The following is a 14974-nucleotide window of genomic DNA, read 5'->3' as shown; positions in this document are numbered from 1 at the left end:
GGAGGTTGAACGCAGTGCTGCGAACACGCCCCATTCTCGGGGTACTGGCGATGCTCGCCGGGACCCTCGTCGCGGCCGGATCACCGGCCATGGCCGAAGGCCCGCCCGATGTCTATTCCTACCTCGAAGATCCACGGAAGGTGTCCGAAGGGCAGGAACCAGCCCACGCCGACCTGCGTCCGTACGCGGACGTTTCCGCCGCCGCCCGCCGTGACGAACGCGGCCCGTACACGCTGTCGCTCGACGGCAAATGGCGGATAGCGATGGCGGACAATCCGGCGCAGGTCCCGGCGGGATTCCACGAAGACGGCTATGACGCGTCACGCTGGCGCGAGGTGTCCGTACCGCATACGTGGCAGACCGATGGCCTGGACCACCCGATCTTCCGCAACATCGCCACCGAGATCCAGCCGGACGACCCGCCGCGCGTCCCGCGTGACGTCAACCCGACCGGCGCCTACGTCCGGGACTTCCCGCTGCCCGCGGACTGGACCCAGCGCGAGACCTTCCTGCGCTTCGAGGGCGTCACTTCGGCGTACTTCGTCTGGGTCAACGGGAAGTACATCGGCTACGACCAGGGCGGGTACACGCCGGCGGAATTCGACATCTCGTCCGCGCTGCGGCCGGGACCGAACCGGATCGCCGTGCAGGTGCACCGCTGGAGCGCGGGTGCTTACCTGGAGGACGTCGACCAATGGCGGTATTCGGGCATCTTCCGCTCGGTGACCCTGCGTTCGACGCCGGGCACCTTCATTCAGGACGTCGGCCTGACCACGGATCTCGACGCGACCTACACCGATGCCACGCTGAAGGCCGCGGTCGAGGTCGCCACGAAGCCCGGTGGAACGACGGGTAAGCACCGTGTCGGCCTGAGCCTGCGTGACGCGGCGGGCAAGGAAGTCGGTAAGACCAGCGGGGACGTCGATCCCGGGGGAAAGACCGCGCTGACCCTGCCGGTGCGCGACCCGGCGAAGTGGACCGACGAGACGCCGAACCTGTACACGGCCGTCCTCACGCTGACCGCCCCCGATGGCCGGGTCACGCACGTCACCAGTGAGACCGTCGGGTTCCGCGAGATCGAGATCCGCGACAAACAATTGCTGGTCAACGGAAAGCGCTTACTGTTCAAGGGCGTCAACCGGGCGGAGACCGATCCCGACCACGGCAGGCATGTGCCGCGCCGGGCGCAGGAACGCGACGTCGCGCTGATGAAGCAGCTCAACGTCAACGCGGTCCGCACCTCGCACTACCCGTCGGATCCGTACTTCTACGAGCTGGCCGATCGGCACGGGATCTGGATCGACGACGAAATCGACATCGAGACCCACAACCACGAGAACTGCGCGAAGTACTGTCAGGCGAACGACCCGGCCTGGCGCGACGCGTTCTTCGACCGGATGATCGGCATGGTCGAACGCGACAAGAACCATCCGAGCGTCTTCCTCTGGGACACCGGTAACGAAGCGGGGCTCGGCGCTCACCATTTCGCGCTGGCCGAATGGCTGGACGCGAACGAGCCGACCCGGCCGATCTACCACCAGTCCAACAACCCGGACGGCGACGCTCCCTTCGCCGACGTCTGGGGGCCGCGGTATCCGTCTCCGGAGAAGTTCGCCGAGCAGGCCAAGAACACCACCAAACCGCTGATCTTCGGCGAGTACGCCCACGCGATGGGCAACAGCCTCGGCAACTTCCGTGAGTTCTGGGACACCATCCGTGCGAACCCCCAGACCCAGGGTGGGTTCATCTGGGACTGGGCGGAGCAGAACATCCGGCAGCCGATCCGGATCACCCCGGACTCGTCCGGCAACGACATCTCGGCGCACGTGAGCGGGAAGCCGGATCTGGTCGACGGGCATCGCGGCAAGGCGCTGGCACTGTCCGGATTGGACGATTTCGTCGAGGTCTACCGCGATCGGAAGCTCGACATCACCGGCAAGGCGCTGACGCTCGACGCGTGGGTGAAGCCGGGCAAGTGGACCGGAGACTTCCGCATCCTCGGCAAGGGCGACCACCAGTACGCGCTCAAGATGAAGACGCAGGACACCCTGGAGTTCTTCATCCACAGTGGAACGTGGCAGGCCGTCCAGGCCAAGGTGCCCGCGGACTTCTACGGCAACTGGCACCGGGTGAGCGGCACCTACGACGGCACGGCCCTGCGGTTGTACCTCGACGGCAAGGAGGTCGCGAACAAGCCGTTCACCGGCGCGATCGACACCTCGTCGGCCGAGGTCAACATCGGCCGCGATTTCGAAACGTCGTGGAACGACCCGTCCACGATCGGATGGATGGGACGCGGCGCCGTCGACGACGTCCGCATCTACGACAAGCCGCTTTCCGCCGCGGAGTTGTCCGGGACCACGCCGGTCGGCGGCGCGGTACTGGCGCTGGACTTCGACAGCGTCACCGATCGGGGAAGCCACCTCTCCTACGGATCCAGTCTGTCCGGTGTGGACGGTCTGATCGGGTCGGACCGTTCGGCGCAGCCGGAGACCGCGCAGATGGCGTGGGCACACCAGCCGATCCGCTTCGCCTACGACGGCGGCACACTGGCGGTGACCAACGAGCGGCAGTTCAAGGGCACTGACGAGCTGAACCTGCGGTGGCGGATCCAGGAAGGTTCCCGGATCGTCGCTCAGGGCGAGCGGCCGTTGCGCGTCGGTGCGGCGTCGACGGGGAAGATCTCCTTGCCGGTACCGGCGAATCCGGCCGATCGGGAGCGGTTCCTCACCGTCGAGGCGGTGACCACCCAGGGCGAGCCGATGCTCGCGCGGGGGCATGTCCTGGCGCACGACCAGTTCTCCATGGGCGGCAAGCGGATTCCGGGTCTGGACCGCTCACCGCTCGACGGGAAGTCCGTCGGCGTCGTCGAGGACGCGGCATCGGTGACGGCGTCCGCGGCAGGCGTCACGTACAAGGTGGACAAGGCCACCGGGACGTTGTCGTCGATCCGGCACCAGGGCAAGGAACTGCTGAGCGGCGGGCCGAAGCTCGACGCGTGGCGGGCGCCGATCAGCAACGAGACCTTCGCCTGGGGCCGGGCCGAAGGCGAGGATTGGCGCAAGGCCGGACTGGACCGGCTGAAGACCACGGTCACCGGTGTCCGCGTGGAGAAGGACGGCTCGCGGAGCGCGCGGGTGATCGTGGACAGCCGGGTCGCCGCACCGGACGTCGACGGGGCGTGGTTCGACCAGACGATGACCTACACCGTCGACAGGTCCGGGACGCTGAGCCTCGGCAACAAGGTGGTGCCGCAGGGGAGTGTGCGTACCTTGCCGTACCTGCCCCGGATCGGTGTCTCGCTGGCGGTGCCGGATTCCTACGACCGGTTCGCCTGGTACGGGCGGAAGGCCGAGAGCTACGTCGACCGCAAGGACGGGACGCCGATCGGCGTGCAGTCGACCACGGTGGACCAGCAGTACGTCGACTACCACCGGCCGCAGGACCACGGCAACCACACCGACAGCCGGTGGGCGCTGCTCACCGACGGCCGGACCGGTGGCCTGCTGGTCGCGGGAGCGAACGACGTCAGTGTGACGCCGTTCGACGACCTCGACCGGGCGGCGTACCCGTTCCAGCTGCAGCGCAACAAGGGGTGGTTCACGCTGCACGCGAGCCACGCGGTGACCGGGGTCGGGGACACGCCCAACCCGGTCCGCGAGCGTAGCCAGGTCCAGCAGGACCGCACCTACGAGTACACGCTGTCGCTGCGGCCGCTGACCTCGCAGGAAGCGCGAGCGGGGCTGCCGCGCGGCGGCTGATCATGGGTCTCGTGAGTGGTGATGACGGTGGGAACCGCCGTCATCACCACTCACGAGTTACTCGGCGGCTCCGGTCCGCTCGCTGTCGCTAGGCTTGTGTCTTCGACTGCGAGGAGGACTGAGTTCATGGCGGAATGGGCCGATCTGGTCGCGTTCGTACGGCACGAATACCGGGTCATTCGGGATGAACCGGACGAAATCCGAATCCGGTTGTCCTATGGCGACGACGACTACGAAGAGCGGGCCCAGACCGTGGTCATCGCGCGGGAGATCTTCGACCGCCGTGAGGACTGGGTACAGATCGCGACGCCGTTCGCGCGCGTCGACGAGGTCGACCTGGCGACCGTGCTGACCGAGATCGGCAACACGATCGTCGTCGGTGGCCTGGTGGTCATGGGGGAACACCTGGTACTGCGCCATTCCCTGCCGCTGGTGAACCTCGACATCAACGAGTTCACCGATCCGCTCGAACTCGTCGCGGGTTCGGCGGAAGTGCTCGAACAGCAGTTCACCGGCCGCGACGACTACTGAGCCGGCGCGTGACCTCCGCGAAGGAGGTCACGCGCTCGCATTCCTCCTCGGTGAGCTTGTCGATCGCCGCCCGGTAGGCCTGTGCTTGGGCCGTGCTGGGCAGTTCGCCGCCGAGTAGAACCGGCAGTCCGAGTTCGAAGCCGCAGCGGGCCCGTACTCCGTAGCGGTGCCGGGTGCGGGCGACGGCCGTGGCGACGCGAAGCCCGTGTTCGGTGCCCCGCGGCGTCGCCGGCCTGTCGATCTCGATGGCCGCGAACCGGAAACCGTTCGCCTGGTCGCATTTCTCGCACCCGGTGGGACCGGCACCGAGTTCGTCGCCGCATTCTGGGCATCGCAACCGGCAGAGGGCGGCGTCGACCACCCGCCATGCGAAGGCCGAAGTATCGGCGACGACCATTTCGGCGAGTTCGGTTTCCTCGGGTGTTCCGGCGGCGACGGCGTATTCGGCGAGCTATTTCGCCCGGCACCAGGCGGTGAACGCCGAGGAAGACGGCCGCCCTATCGTGATCGGTGTGCCTTTTCCAGCGCGGAAAGAAACGTGACCGGGGACTGCGCACCGGAAACGCCATAAGCGCCGTTCAGCACGAAGAACGGGACGCCGTTGACACCGATCCGGCGCGCTTCGGCGAAATCCGCGTCGACTTCGCCCGCGAACTTCGTGCCTTCCAATACCTCGCGCGCCTCGTCCTCGGGGACGCCGACTTCGGTGCCTAGCCGGACCAGCGTGTCGAGATCGTCGACGATCTCGCCGTCACAGAGGTGCGCCTTGAGCAGCCGTTCGTGCATCCGATCGCCGAGCCCGTGCTGGTCGGCGAGATGGTTGAGGCGGTGGGCGTCGAGCGTGTTGACCGACACGGCGTTGTCGAGGTCGTAGGTGAGACCCTCCGCGGCGGCGAGTTCGGTGACCTGCCGCGTCATCGCCTTGACCTGTTCCGGCGGTGCGCCCATCTTCTTGGCCAGCATGTCCCGCACCGGCTCGCGGTGACCCCGGGGATGCGAGGAGTCGAGCTGGAAGCTGTGCCACCGGACCTCGACCTCGTCGGCGTGCGCGAACTCGCCGAGCGCGGTCTCCATCCGGCGTTTGCCGATGTAGCACCACGGACAGACGACGTCGGACCAGACGTCGATGTACATCACCACGAGCACACCCCGTCCGTGCAGGCCGGCGCGTCTTCGGCACCGAGGACGACCAACGTCGGCCCGGCAGGCTCCGGTTCTTCGGGAAGCGCGTTTTCGGGTGCTTCGTGTTCGGTGGGCGCAGTCATGACCACTTCCTTGGTTACTTCTTGTTCGTAACCGCAACTTACGCCAGTATGGGCCGCGGCGGTAAGGAGGCACTTCCATGTCAGCTACGCACATCGATGTGCCCATGCCCGTGCCCGCCGGCCACGACTGCCCGACGCGCGAGATCCTCGACCTGATCGGGGACAAGTGGAGCGTGCTCATCGTGGTCCTGCTCGGCAGGCGGACCTTCCGGTTCGGCGAGTTGCACCGCGGGATCGAAGGAATCAGCCAGCGGATGCTGACGCTGACCCTGCGCGCACTGGTCCGGGACGGCCTGGTGACGCGGACGCCGTACGCGACGGTGCCGCCGCGGGTCGACTACTCGCTCACCGAGCTCGGCCGGACGCTGCTGGTGCCACTGAGCGCGCTGGACGCTTGGGCGAACGCGCACCGGGACGACATCCGCGCGGCGCGGGAGCGGCACGATTCGGCCGGCTGACACCCTCCCGCGATCGCTCGGGGTGGTGACCGCGTGACCCGGCGGTCCGGCTGCCGGTGGGTTCGGTCGCCGATCGTGCGGCACAGTCGTGAGCTACGGAACCCTCGTCCAGACGGCGGATGCGTGACCGTGTGGATTTTGTTGCGTTAGATGAAGCAATATCCACACGGTCACCGCGCACTCGACCGGACTGGGGCTCAGTCGGTGGGTGAGCCGAACCAACGAGTGAGGTGCTCGTTCAGGCCCTGCTGCTCCTCACCGATCCAGCCGACGTAGCCGTCTGGCCGGAGCAGCAGAGCCGGAGCGTCCACCGCAGCGGTGGGGTCGGCGATGAGGCCGACCCGGTCCGACCAGCCTTCGACGGTCAGCCGTTCGGTGCGGTCGAGGACCAGGCCGTGGCCCTGACGCAGCTGGTCGTAGAGGCGGCCCTGTTTCAGGTCGAGGTCGCGCAGGCGGCGGCCGAGCAGGTCGGGGCCGTCGCCGAAGTCGTAGCGGAGGCCGATCGCGGCGATCTTCTCGATCAGATGCCGGTTCACCTCGTTGAAGTCCATCAGTTCGGTGAGCAGCCTGCGCACGGCCCGCGGGCCCGGTCCGGGGGACTGCAGTTCCGTCTGGGCGCGGGTGTTGTCCAGTACGTCCGCGGCGACCGGATGACGTTCGGCCTGATAGGTGTCCAGCAGGTTTTCCGGCGCCCAGCCGCGGATCTGCGCGGCCAGTTTCCAGCCGAGGTTGATCGCGTCCTGAAGGCCGAGGTTCAGGCCCTGGCCGCCGATGGGCGGGTGGATGTGCGCCGAATCGCCGGCCAGCAGCACTCGTCCCACCCGATACCGTTCGGCCTGCCGGGTGGCGTCTCCGAAGCGGGACAACCAGCGCGGGGAGTGCACCCCGAAATCGGTTCCGACGACGGCGCGCAACTGCTGCTTGAAATCCTCGATGGTCGGTGGCGCCGAGCGGTCACTGACTCCCGCGGCGGGAACCAGGACGCTGTAGACCCCTTCACCGAAGGGCCTGAGCCAGAATCGCCGAGGGGGCTCGGGGAGCGCGGCCAGCGTGGCGGCGATCTCCTCCTGCGACACACCCACTTTCATCTCGCCCATGAGCGCGTCGTTCCGTGAAGGCTCGCCGGGGAAGCCGACACCGAGCAGTTTGCGCACGGTGCTGCGCGCGCCGTCGCAGCCGATGAGGTAGCGCGTCCGCAGCCGTTCCCCGTCGGACAGCTCGACGGTCACGCCGTCGTCGTCCTGTTCGAAGCCGGTCACCGCGCGACCGCGCCGGATCTCCGCGCCCAGTTCGCTCGCGTGCTCTTCGAGCAGCTGGACGAGGACAGGCTGCTGGATGCCCAGCAGATAGGCGTGCGCGGAATCCAGCCCCTCGGGCACGGGTTTGTCGATGGCGGCGAAGAAACCACCCGCCGGCCGTTGCCGCCCTTTTTCGCGGAGGCGCTCCAGCAGTCCGCGCATGGCCATCAGCTCGATACTGCGAATATGCAGACCGACGATCCGGACGAACGACGCGGGCTCGGTCTCCTTCTCCACCACGAGTACCCGCACATCGTGTAACCGCAGTTCAGCGGCCAGTATCGCGCCGGTCGGCCCGCACCCGGCAATGATCACATCGAACATGAACCACCCATTCGTTCTTTCGTTTCGCTCGGTAGGCGGCTCATCGTGCGGGAACGCGGATTCCGCCGCAACCGATATACCGTTTTGATCATCCACAAAGGACAGAAGACTCCATTCGGCGGAGTGTGTCTTCCCAGAACGTAACGGCCCGGCTACCCTGCATGGGAGCGCTCCCAGTCGCCCGTCCGGCCAGAGGAGAGGATTTATGAGATCCAGAAGAGCCTTACCCGCTTTATCCATGACGGTGTTACTCTCGGCCGCCCTGATGACGGCGGCCGAGCCCGCGGCGGCGGCCGTGTCGTGCACGGCCGAGTACGGCGTCACCAACGAGTGGTCGACGGGATTCGGCGCCGCCGTGACCATCCGGAACCCTGGCACCGAACCGATCAACGGCTGGGATCTGACCTGGACGTTCGCCGACGGCCAGCGGATCACCCAGCTCTGGAACGGGGTCCACACGCAGACCGGAGCCGCGGTCTCGGTGCGCAACGTGGACTGGAACAGGACGATCCCCGTCGGCGGGTCCGTCCAATTCGGGTTCAACGGCAGCAAGACCGCCGGGAACCGGGCTCCGGTGGACTTCGCCGTCAACGGGATCGCGTGCACCGGCGCCAACCGGGCGCCGTCGGTCGCGCTGACCAGCCCGGCGAACAACTCCAGCCATCCCGTGTCGACGGTCATCCCGCTGGCCGCGGAGGCGAGCGACGCCGACGGCACGATCGGCAAGGTCGAGTTCTACGCCGGTACCGAACTCATCGGCACCGACACCTCGGCCCCGTTCGAGCTCGGCTGGACCCCGGCCGCCGCGGGCCAGTATTCCGTCGCTGCCAAGGCTTATGACGACAAGGGCGCGTCCACGGTGTCCTCGCCGATCGCGGTCCGGGTCCTCGCGGCCCCGACGATCGTCGCGACCCCCGCGACCGTCTCGGTCAGACAAGGCACGACGGCCACGGTGGACGTGACGTTGGCGAGCGCGCCGTCGGCGACGGTCCCGGTCACGATCGCCAGGACGTCGGGCAGTACGGATCTCGCGGCGTCACCGACGCAGCTGAGTTTCACGCCCGCGAACTGGAACGTCGCTCAAAAGGTCACGATCACCTCGGCCGCCAATGGGGGAGCGCTCGCCACGGCGACCTTCTCCGCCACCGCGGCGGGTTACGACGCGGCCACCATCACGGCGAGCGAACTCGACCCGGCCACGCCGGCGTTCAAGGCCGCGTTCCTGACGCAGTACAACAAGATCAAGGACCCGGCGAGCGGCTACTTCCGGCGGTTCGGCGACCTGCTGGTGCCCTACCACTCGGTGGAGACCCTGCTCGTCGAAGCCCCGGACCACGGCCACGAGACGACGTCCGAAGCCTTCAGCTACTACCTGTGGCTCGAGGCCGCGTACGGTCAGATCCAAGGCGACTGGGCACCGTTCAACGCGGCATGGGCGTCACTGGAGAAGTACATCATCCCGGCGCACGCCGATCAGCCGACGAACGACAAGTACAACGCGGGAAAGCCCGCGACGTACGCGCCCGAACATCCCCGGATGGACAAGTATCCCTCCGTGCTCGATTCCAGCGTTTCGGTCGGGTCCGACCCGATCGCCGCGGAATTGAAGACGGCCTACGGCACCGACGACATCTACGGGATGCACTGGCTGCTCGACGTCGACAACACCTACGGCTTCGGCCGCTGCGGTGACGGGACCACGGCGCCCGCGTACATCAACACCTATCAGCGCGGTTCGTCGGAATCGGTGTGGGAGACGATCCCGCAGCCGTCCTGCGACACGTTCGCCCACGGCGGTCCGAACGGGTATCTCGATCTGTTCACTAAGGACTCGTCGTACGCCAAGCAATGGAAGTTCACCAACGCGCCGGACGCCGACGCGCGGGCCGTCCAGGTCGCCTATCTCGCCCAGAAATGGGCGACGGCGCAGGGCAAGGGCGCGCAGATCGACGCGGTCGTGAAGAAGGCGTCGAAGATGGGCGACTATCTGCGGTACGCCATGTTCGACAAGTACTTCAAGAAGATCGGTGGCTGCACGAGCCCGGGTTGCCCGGCCGGGACGGGCAAGGACAGCGCGCATTACCTGATGTCCTGGTACTACGCCTGGGGTGGCGCCACCGACACCTCGGCGGGCTGGGCCTGGCGGATCGGTGACGGCGCGAACCACCAGGGCTACCAGAACCCGCTGGCGGCGTACGCTTTGGCGAACGACTCGGCGCTGAAGCCGCGCTCGGCGACAGGTGCCGCGGACTGGGCGAAGAGCCTGGACCGGCAGCTGGAGGTCCTGCAGTGGCTGCAGGCCAGCGAGGGCGGTATCGCCGGCGGCGTGACCAACAGCTGGGAAGGCCAGTACGGCGCACCGCCCGTGGGGACGCCGACGTTCTACGGCATGTTCTACGACGCCCATCCGGTCTGGCGTGACCCGCCGAGCAACCGCTGGTTCGGCTTCCAGGTGTGGAACCTGGAACGGGTCGCTTCGCTGTACCAGCTGACCGGTGACGCCAGGGCGAAGAAGATCCTGGACAAATGGGTCCCGTGGGCGATCGCCAACACCACCACCGGTGCGGACTTCAAGATCCCGGCGGATCTCGAATGGACGGGTGCGCCGGAAACGTGGAACCCGGCGAACCCCGCGGGCAACACGGGCCTGCACGTCAAGGTGCTCAATCACAACCAGGACGTCGGGGTCGCGGCGTCGTACGCCAAGGTTCTGCTGAACTACGCGGCCAAATCCGGCAACGCCGCCGCCAAGAGCACGGGTGAGGCGCTGTTGAACGGGATGCTGGCGCATACCGACCCGCTCGGGATCAGCACCCCGGAAACCCGCACCGACTACAACCGATTCGATGACGCCTACAACGCGACCACGGGAGAAGGGACCTACGTTCCGCCGGGCTGGACCGGCAAGATGCCCAACGGGGACGCCATCGGAGCGAACAGCACGTTCCTGTCGATCCGCTCCTTCTTCAAGAACGATCCGCAATGGCCGAAGGTCCAGTCCTATCTGGATGGTGGGGCGGCACCGTCCCTGACCTTCCACAGGTTCTGGGCGCAGGCCGAAGTGGCGACCGCGTTCTCCCTGCACGTCCAACTCTTCGGCTGACCAGGAGGACATCGGTGAAAGCATGGCGTTCACGCACGATGAAGTGCTTGATCGCCGCGTTGGTCGGGCTCGCCGTCTTCACGGCGGTGAGCCCGACCGCATCCGCGGCGGGAACGGGATCCGGTTATTGGAGCGCTCGCGGCGCGCAGCTTGTCGACGCGAAGGGCGATCCGGTGCGGATGACCGGCATCAACTGGTTCGGCGCCGAAACGACGAACTTCACCTTCCACGGCTTGTGGAGCCGCAATTACCGCGACATGGTCGCGCAGATGGCGGGCCTCGGTTACAACACGATCCGAATCCCGTACTCAAACCAGATGCTCGACGCGGGTTCGGCGCCCACGAGCATCGATCTGACGAAGAATCCCGATCTGGCGGGTCTTTCCGGGATCCAGATCATCGACAAGGTGATCGCCGAGGCCGGGTCGCGGGGGATGCGGGTGATCCTCGACAGGCATCGCCCGGACGGTGCCGGGCAGTCGCCGCTCTGGTACACCGCCGCCTATCCCGAGTCGCGCTGGATCGACGACTGGAAGAAGCTCGCCTTGCGGTACAAGGGAAATCCCACCGTGGTCGGTGCGGATCTGCACAACGAACCGCATGCGGTGTCCGGCGGCGGCGGAGCCTGCTGGGGTTGCGGTGATCAGGCGGTGGACTGGCGCTCGGCGGCCGAGAGGGCGGGCAACGCGATCCTCACGGTCAACCCGGATTGGCTGATCATCGTCGAAGGCGTCGACTGCGTCGCCGGTACCGGTTCGCCGCAATGCGGCTGGTGGGGCGGGAACCTCTCCGGTGCCCGGCAGTTCCCCGTCCGGCTGAGCAAACCGGACAAGCTGGTCTATTCGGCGCACGAGTACGCGACTTCGGTGTTCGCGCAGCCGTGGTTCTCCGATCCGGCCTTCCCGGCGAACCTGCCCGCGCTGTGGGACCACTGGTTCGGCTATCTGGAGAAGGAGAACATCGCGCCGGTACTGCTCGGCGAGTTCGGCACCACGCTGCGGGATCCGCGTGACGGCGTCTGGCTCCGGGAACTGATGCGCTACGCGGGATCCGGACCGTCCGGAATGGACTTCACCTACTGGTCCTGGAATCCCAACTCCGGGGACACCGGCGGCATCCTCAACGACGACTGGACCACGGTGAACACGGTCAAGCACGGGTACCTGAGCCCGTACCTGATCCCGCCGTCGGGCGGTGGGACGCAGGAGCCGCGACCGGGGTGCACGGCGGCGTACCGGGTCGAAAACACCTGGAACGGCGGCTTCACCGCCTCGCTCCGGCTGACCAACACGGGAACGGACGCGATCGCGAACTGGACGGCGAACTGGACCGTGCCGTCCGGTGTGCAGGTGACCGGCGGCTGGAACGCGACGGTGGCCCAACAGGGCAGCACGGTGACGGCGACGGCCCCGGCATGGGCACCGACGCTGGCCGCAGGAGCGAATGTGACTATCGGATTCCAGGCCAACGGGGCGGCATCCCCGGCACCTTCGGAATTCCGGTTGGGGACGGCATCCTGCACCGCAGGATGAAACGCGGTGGGTCGCCGCGATCCGATGGCGTGGCGACCCACCGCCCGGTCAAGGGTTCCGAGGATGGCGCCGGGCGAGTGCCTCCGAACCCTGGGCGAGCAACGTGACGTCGGCGCCGACGAGGACGAACGAGGCGCCGGCGTCGAGATAGCGCTGGGCCTGTGCGGGGTCGAAGGCGTTGACGCCCACCGGCTTTCCCTGTGTCCGCACGGCCTCGAAGGTGCCGAGCACGGCGGCGGTGACGTCGGGATGGGTCTGCTGTCCGAGCAGGCCCATCGACGCGGCCAGATCGGACGGGCCGACGAAGACGCCGTCGACGCCGTCGACAGCCGCGATCTTCGCCGCGTCCGCCACCCCGGCGGTCGACTCGATCTGCACGAACAGTGAGGTGAACTCGTCCGCCTTGGTGAGGTAGTCCTCGACCCGGTTCCAGCGCGCCGACCGGGAGAGGGCACTGCCGACGCCGCGTACGCCCCGCGGCGGGTAGCGGACGGCACGCACGACGGCCTCCGCCTCCTCGGCACTGTCGACCATGGGGACGAGCAGGTTCTGCGCCCCGAGGTCGAGCAACTGTTTCACCGCGACGGTGTCGCCGGAGGGGGCGCGCACCATCGGCGTGATCGGATACGCGGCGATCGTCTGCAGCAGCGACTGAACCGTCTCCAGCCCGGCGGGGGAGTGTTCGGTGTCGACGAGCAGCCAGTCGAGCCCGGAGCCCGCGCAGATCTCGGCGACGACCGGGCTGCCCGACGTGACCCACATGCCGATCAGCGGACGGGCGGACTCGGCCAGCCGCGCGCGGAACGTCGGCGCTAGACGAAGCGGCATGTGATCGCCCCCAGGTCCCGGTAATCGGCGGTCACCGTGTCGCCGGGGTGGACCCACATCGGCCGGGTGAACGAACCGGCCAGCACGATGTCGCCCGGATCGAGCTTGTCACCGTGCTGCGCGAGTTTGTTCGCCAGCCACGCGACCCCGTTCGCGGGATGGTTCAGTACCGCGGCGGCGACGCCGGATTCCTCGATGGTTTCGTTGCGGTACAACAGCGCGGAAACCCACCGGAGGTCGACGGCGTCCACGGCGACCGGGTTGCCGCCGTAGACCATCCCGCCCATGGCCGCGTTGTCGCTGATCGTGTCCACAATGGTCCGGCCCGCCATCTCGATACGTGAGGAGAGGATCTCCAGCGCGGGCACGACGTACTCGGTCGCGCGCAGCACGTCGAACACCGTGGTGTCCGGTCCGGCGAGGGAATCACGCAGCACGAAGGCCAGTTCGACCTCGATCCGCACGTTCGAGAACCGGCTGTGCTCGATCACGGAACCGTTCTCGAACACCATGTCCGCGAAGATGGCGCCGTAGTCGGGCTCGGTGATCCCGGTGGCGGCTTGCATGACCTTCGAGGTGAGCCCGATCTTGCGGCCGACCGGACGGCGTCCCGCCGCGATACCCCTGCGCCGCCATTCGTTCTGGACGGCGTAGGAGTCCTCGACGGTCATGTCCGGATAGCGCGCCGTCAGCAGCGGTACCGTCTCCCTGGCCTCTTCCGCGGCAGCCAGTTCGTCGGCGATCGCGGTGATCGTTTCCTGATCCAACATGACCCCGCCTCAGAGCTGGTTGCCGAGTTTGTACTCGCCCTGTTTCCAGGACGGGAGTTGCCCTTCGTCGTCGCCCTTGCGGGTGTAGGAAAAGCCGTCGGCGCCGATGGTGACTTCCAGTTCGCTCTCTTCGGCCCTCGCGACCACCGGCTGCGGTTTGCCGTCGAGGTCGAGCACGAGGGACGCCTCGGTGTACCACGACGGGACCACCGGCGTGCCCCACCAGTCGCGGCGCTGGTTGTCGTGCACGTCCCAGGTGACGACGGGGTTGTCCGGGTCGCCGGTGTAGTAGTCCTGGGTGTAGATCTCGACGCGGTGCCCGTCCGGGTCCCGCAGGTAGAGGTAGAAGGCGTTCGAAACGCCGTGCCTGCCGGGGCCGCGTTCGATGTGGTCCGACATCCGCAGTGAACCGAGCTTGTCGCAAATGGACAGGATGTTGTGCTTCTCGTGCGTGGCGAACGCGACGTGATGCATCCGCGGCCCGTCGCCGCCGGTCATCGCGGTGTCGTGCACGGTCGGCTTGCGGCGCATCCACGCCGCATAGGTGACGCCCTGGTCGTCCTGGATGTCTTCGGTGACCCGGAAGTTCAGGTCCTCCATGTGCTTGACCGCACGCGGGACGTCCGGGGTGACCTGGTTGAAGTGGTCGAGCCGGACCAGCGCGCCCGGAACGTGCAGGTCATAGCGCCAGCTGAGCCTGTCGACATGCTGGACGTCGTGAAAGAACTCGATCGGGAAGCCGAGCGGGTCCTGGACGCGCACCGAATCGCCGATGCCCTTGGTGAACCCGTCCGCGTTGCGCTCGACCCGGCAGCCCAGTTCCGTGTAGAACGCCACGGCCTTGTCCAGGTCCTCCGGCGACCGGACGCGGTAGGAGAAGGCCGCGACCGCGGCGACCGGGCCCTGGCGCAGCACGAGGTTGTGGTGGATGAACTCGTCGATCGTGCGGAGGCTGATCGTGGTCTCGTCCTCTTCGGTCACCGTCAGGCCGAGGACGTCGGCGTAGAACGCGCGCGAGCGGGCGAGATCGGTGACGACGAGTTCCATGTACGCGCAGCGCAGGACGTCCGGCGGCGGTGCGGACGGGGTGGGGATCGGCTTCAT

Annotated in this window: 11 protein-coding genes and 1 pseudogene; 5 read left to right on the top strand and 7 right to left on the bottom strand. The window is 67.4% G+C overall.

Features of this window, described 5'->3' with window-relative positions; all coding sequences use genetic code 11:
- Positions 1-14 precede the first annotated feature (14 nt).
- Together ACZ5ZX_RS33505 and ACZ5ZX_RS33500 are read left to right on the top strand one after the other, a co-directional pair.
- Complete coding sequence (locus tag ACZ5ZX_RS33505) at positions 15-3761, top strand: glycoside hydrolase family 2 TIM barrel-domain containing protein (RefSeq protein WP_465505992.1); 3747 nt, start codon at positions 15-17, stop codon at positions 3759-3761.
- A gap of 126 nt (positions 3762-3887) precedes the next feature.
- A complete protein-coding gene (locus ACZ5ZX_RS33500; protein WP_037303728.1) occupies positions 3888-4292 on the top strand; it encodes a hypothetical protein in 405 nt (134 codons plus the stop codon).
- Here ACZ5ZX_RS33500 and ACZ5ZX_RS33495 read toward each other — a convergent pair.
- From ACZ5ZX_RS33495 to ACZ5ZX_RS33485, 3 genes and pseudogenes are all read right to left on the bottom strand, one after another.
- A complete protein-coding gene (locus ACZ5ZX_RS33495; RefSeq protein ID WP_465505991.1) occupies positions 4270-4689 on the bottom strand; it encodes a hypothetical protein in 420 nt (139 codons plus the stop codon). The genes ACZ5ZX_RS33500 and ACZ5ZX_RS33495 overlap by 23 nt on opposite strands.
- A 185-nt stretch (positions 4690-4874) precedes the next feature.
- Positions 4875-5366 (bottom strand): annotated as a pseudogene (locus ACZ5ZX_RS33490) (DsbA family oxidoreductase); the annotation flags it as partial.
- Positions 5367-5425: 59 nt separating this feature from the next.
- Positions 5426-5557: a hypothetical protein gene (locus ACZ5ZX_RS33485; RefSeq protein WP_465505990.1), complete on the bottom strand. Its 132-nt coding sequence runs from the start codon at positions 5555-5557 to the stop codon at positions 5426-5428.
- A 77-nt stretch (positions 5558-5634) separates the two neighbouring features.
- Here ACZ5ZX_RS33485 and ACZ5ZX_RS33480 point away from each other — a divergent pair, with 77 nt between their 5' ends.
- Positions 5635-6015, top strand: coding sequence for a winged helix-turn-helix transcriptional regulator (locus ACZ5ZX_RS33480; protein ID WP_465505989.1), 381 nt, complete (start codon positions 5635-5637; stop codon positions 6013-6015).
- Positions 6016-6212: 197 nt separating this feature from the next.
- Here ACZ5ZX_RS33480 and ACZ5ZX_RS33475 read toward each other — a convergent pair whose 3' ends face one another.
- Positions 6213-7637, bottom strand: a complete 1425-nt coding sequence (locus ACZ5ZX_RS33475; protein WP_465505988.1) for an FAD-dependent monooxygenase — start codon at positions 7635-7637, stop codon at positions 6213-6215.
- Positions 7638-7875: 238 nt separating this feature from the next.
- Here ACZ5ZX_RS33475 and ACZ5ZX_RS33470 point away from each other — a divergent pair, with 238 nt between their 5' ends.
- Both ACZ5ZX_RS33470 and ACZ5ZX_RS33465 read left to right on the top strand, forming a co-directional pair.
- Positions 7876-10740: a glycoside hydrolase family 48 protein gene (locus ACZ5ZX_RS33470; protein ID WP_465505987.1), complete on the top strand. Its 2865-nt coding sequence runs from the start codon at positions 7876-7878 to the stop codon at positions 10738-10740.
- 38 nt (positions 10741-10778) lie between these two features.
- On the top strand, positions 10779-12272 hold the full coding sequence (locus tag ACZ5ZX_RS33465; protein WP_465506011.1) for a cellulase family glycosylhydrolase: 1494 nt from the start codon (positions 10779-10781) through the stop codon (positions 12270-12272).
- Between the two features lie 48 nt (positions 12273-12320).
- Here ACZ5ZX_RS33465 and ACZ5ZX_RS33460 read toward each other — a convergent pair whose 3' ends face one another.
- Genes ACZ5ZX_RS33460 through hpaD form a run of 3 tightly spaced genes read right to left on the bottom strand, consistent with a single transcriptional unit; the run spans position 12321 to position 14974 of the window.
- Positions 12321-13100, bottom strand: a complete 780-nt coding sequence (locus ACZ5ZX_RS33460) for an HpcH/HpaI aldolase family protein (RefSeq protein ID WP_465505986.1) — start codon at positions 13098-13100, stop codon at positions 12321-12323.
- A complete protein-coding gene (gene hpaH, locus ACZ5ZX_RS33455) occupies positions 13085-13870 on the bottom strand; it encodes a 2-oxo-hept-4-ene-1,7-dioate hydratase (protein WP_465505985.1) in 786 nt (261 codons plus the stop codon). Before hpaH ends, ACZ5ZX_RS33460 begins: the two co-directional genes overlap by 16 nt.
- 9 nt (positions 13871-13879) lie before the next feature.
- Positions 13880-14974, bottom strand: coding sequence for a 3,4-dihydroxyphenylacetate 2,3-dioxygenase (gene hpaD, locus ACZ5ZX_RS33450; protein WP_465505984.1), 1095 nt, complete (start codon positions 14972-14974; stop codon positions 13880-13882).

Source organism: Amycolatopsis sp. NPDC033938, assembly GCF_055575975.1.
The sequence above is the reverse complement of the archived record's forward strand: the minus strand, read 5'-3'. Positions and strand labels throughout refer to the sequence as shown.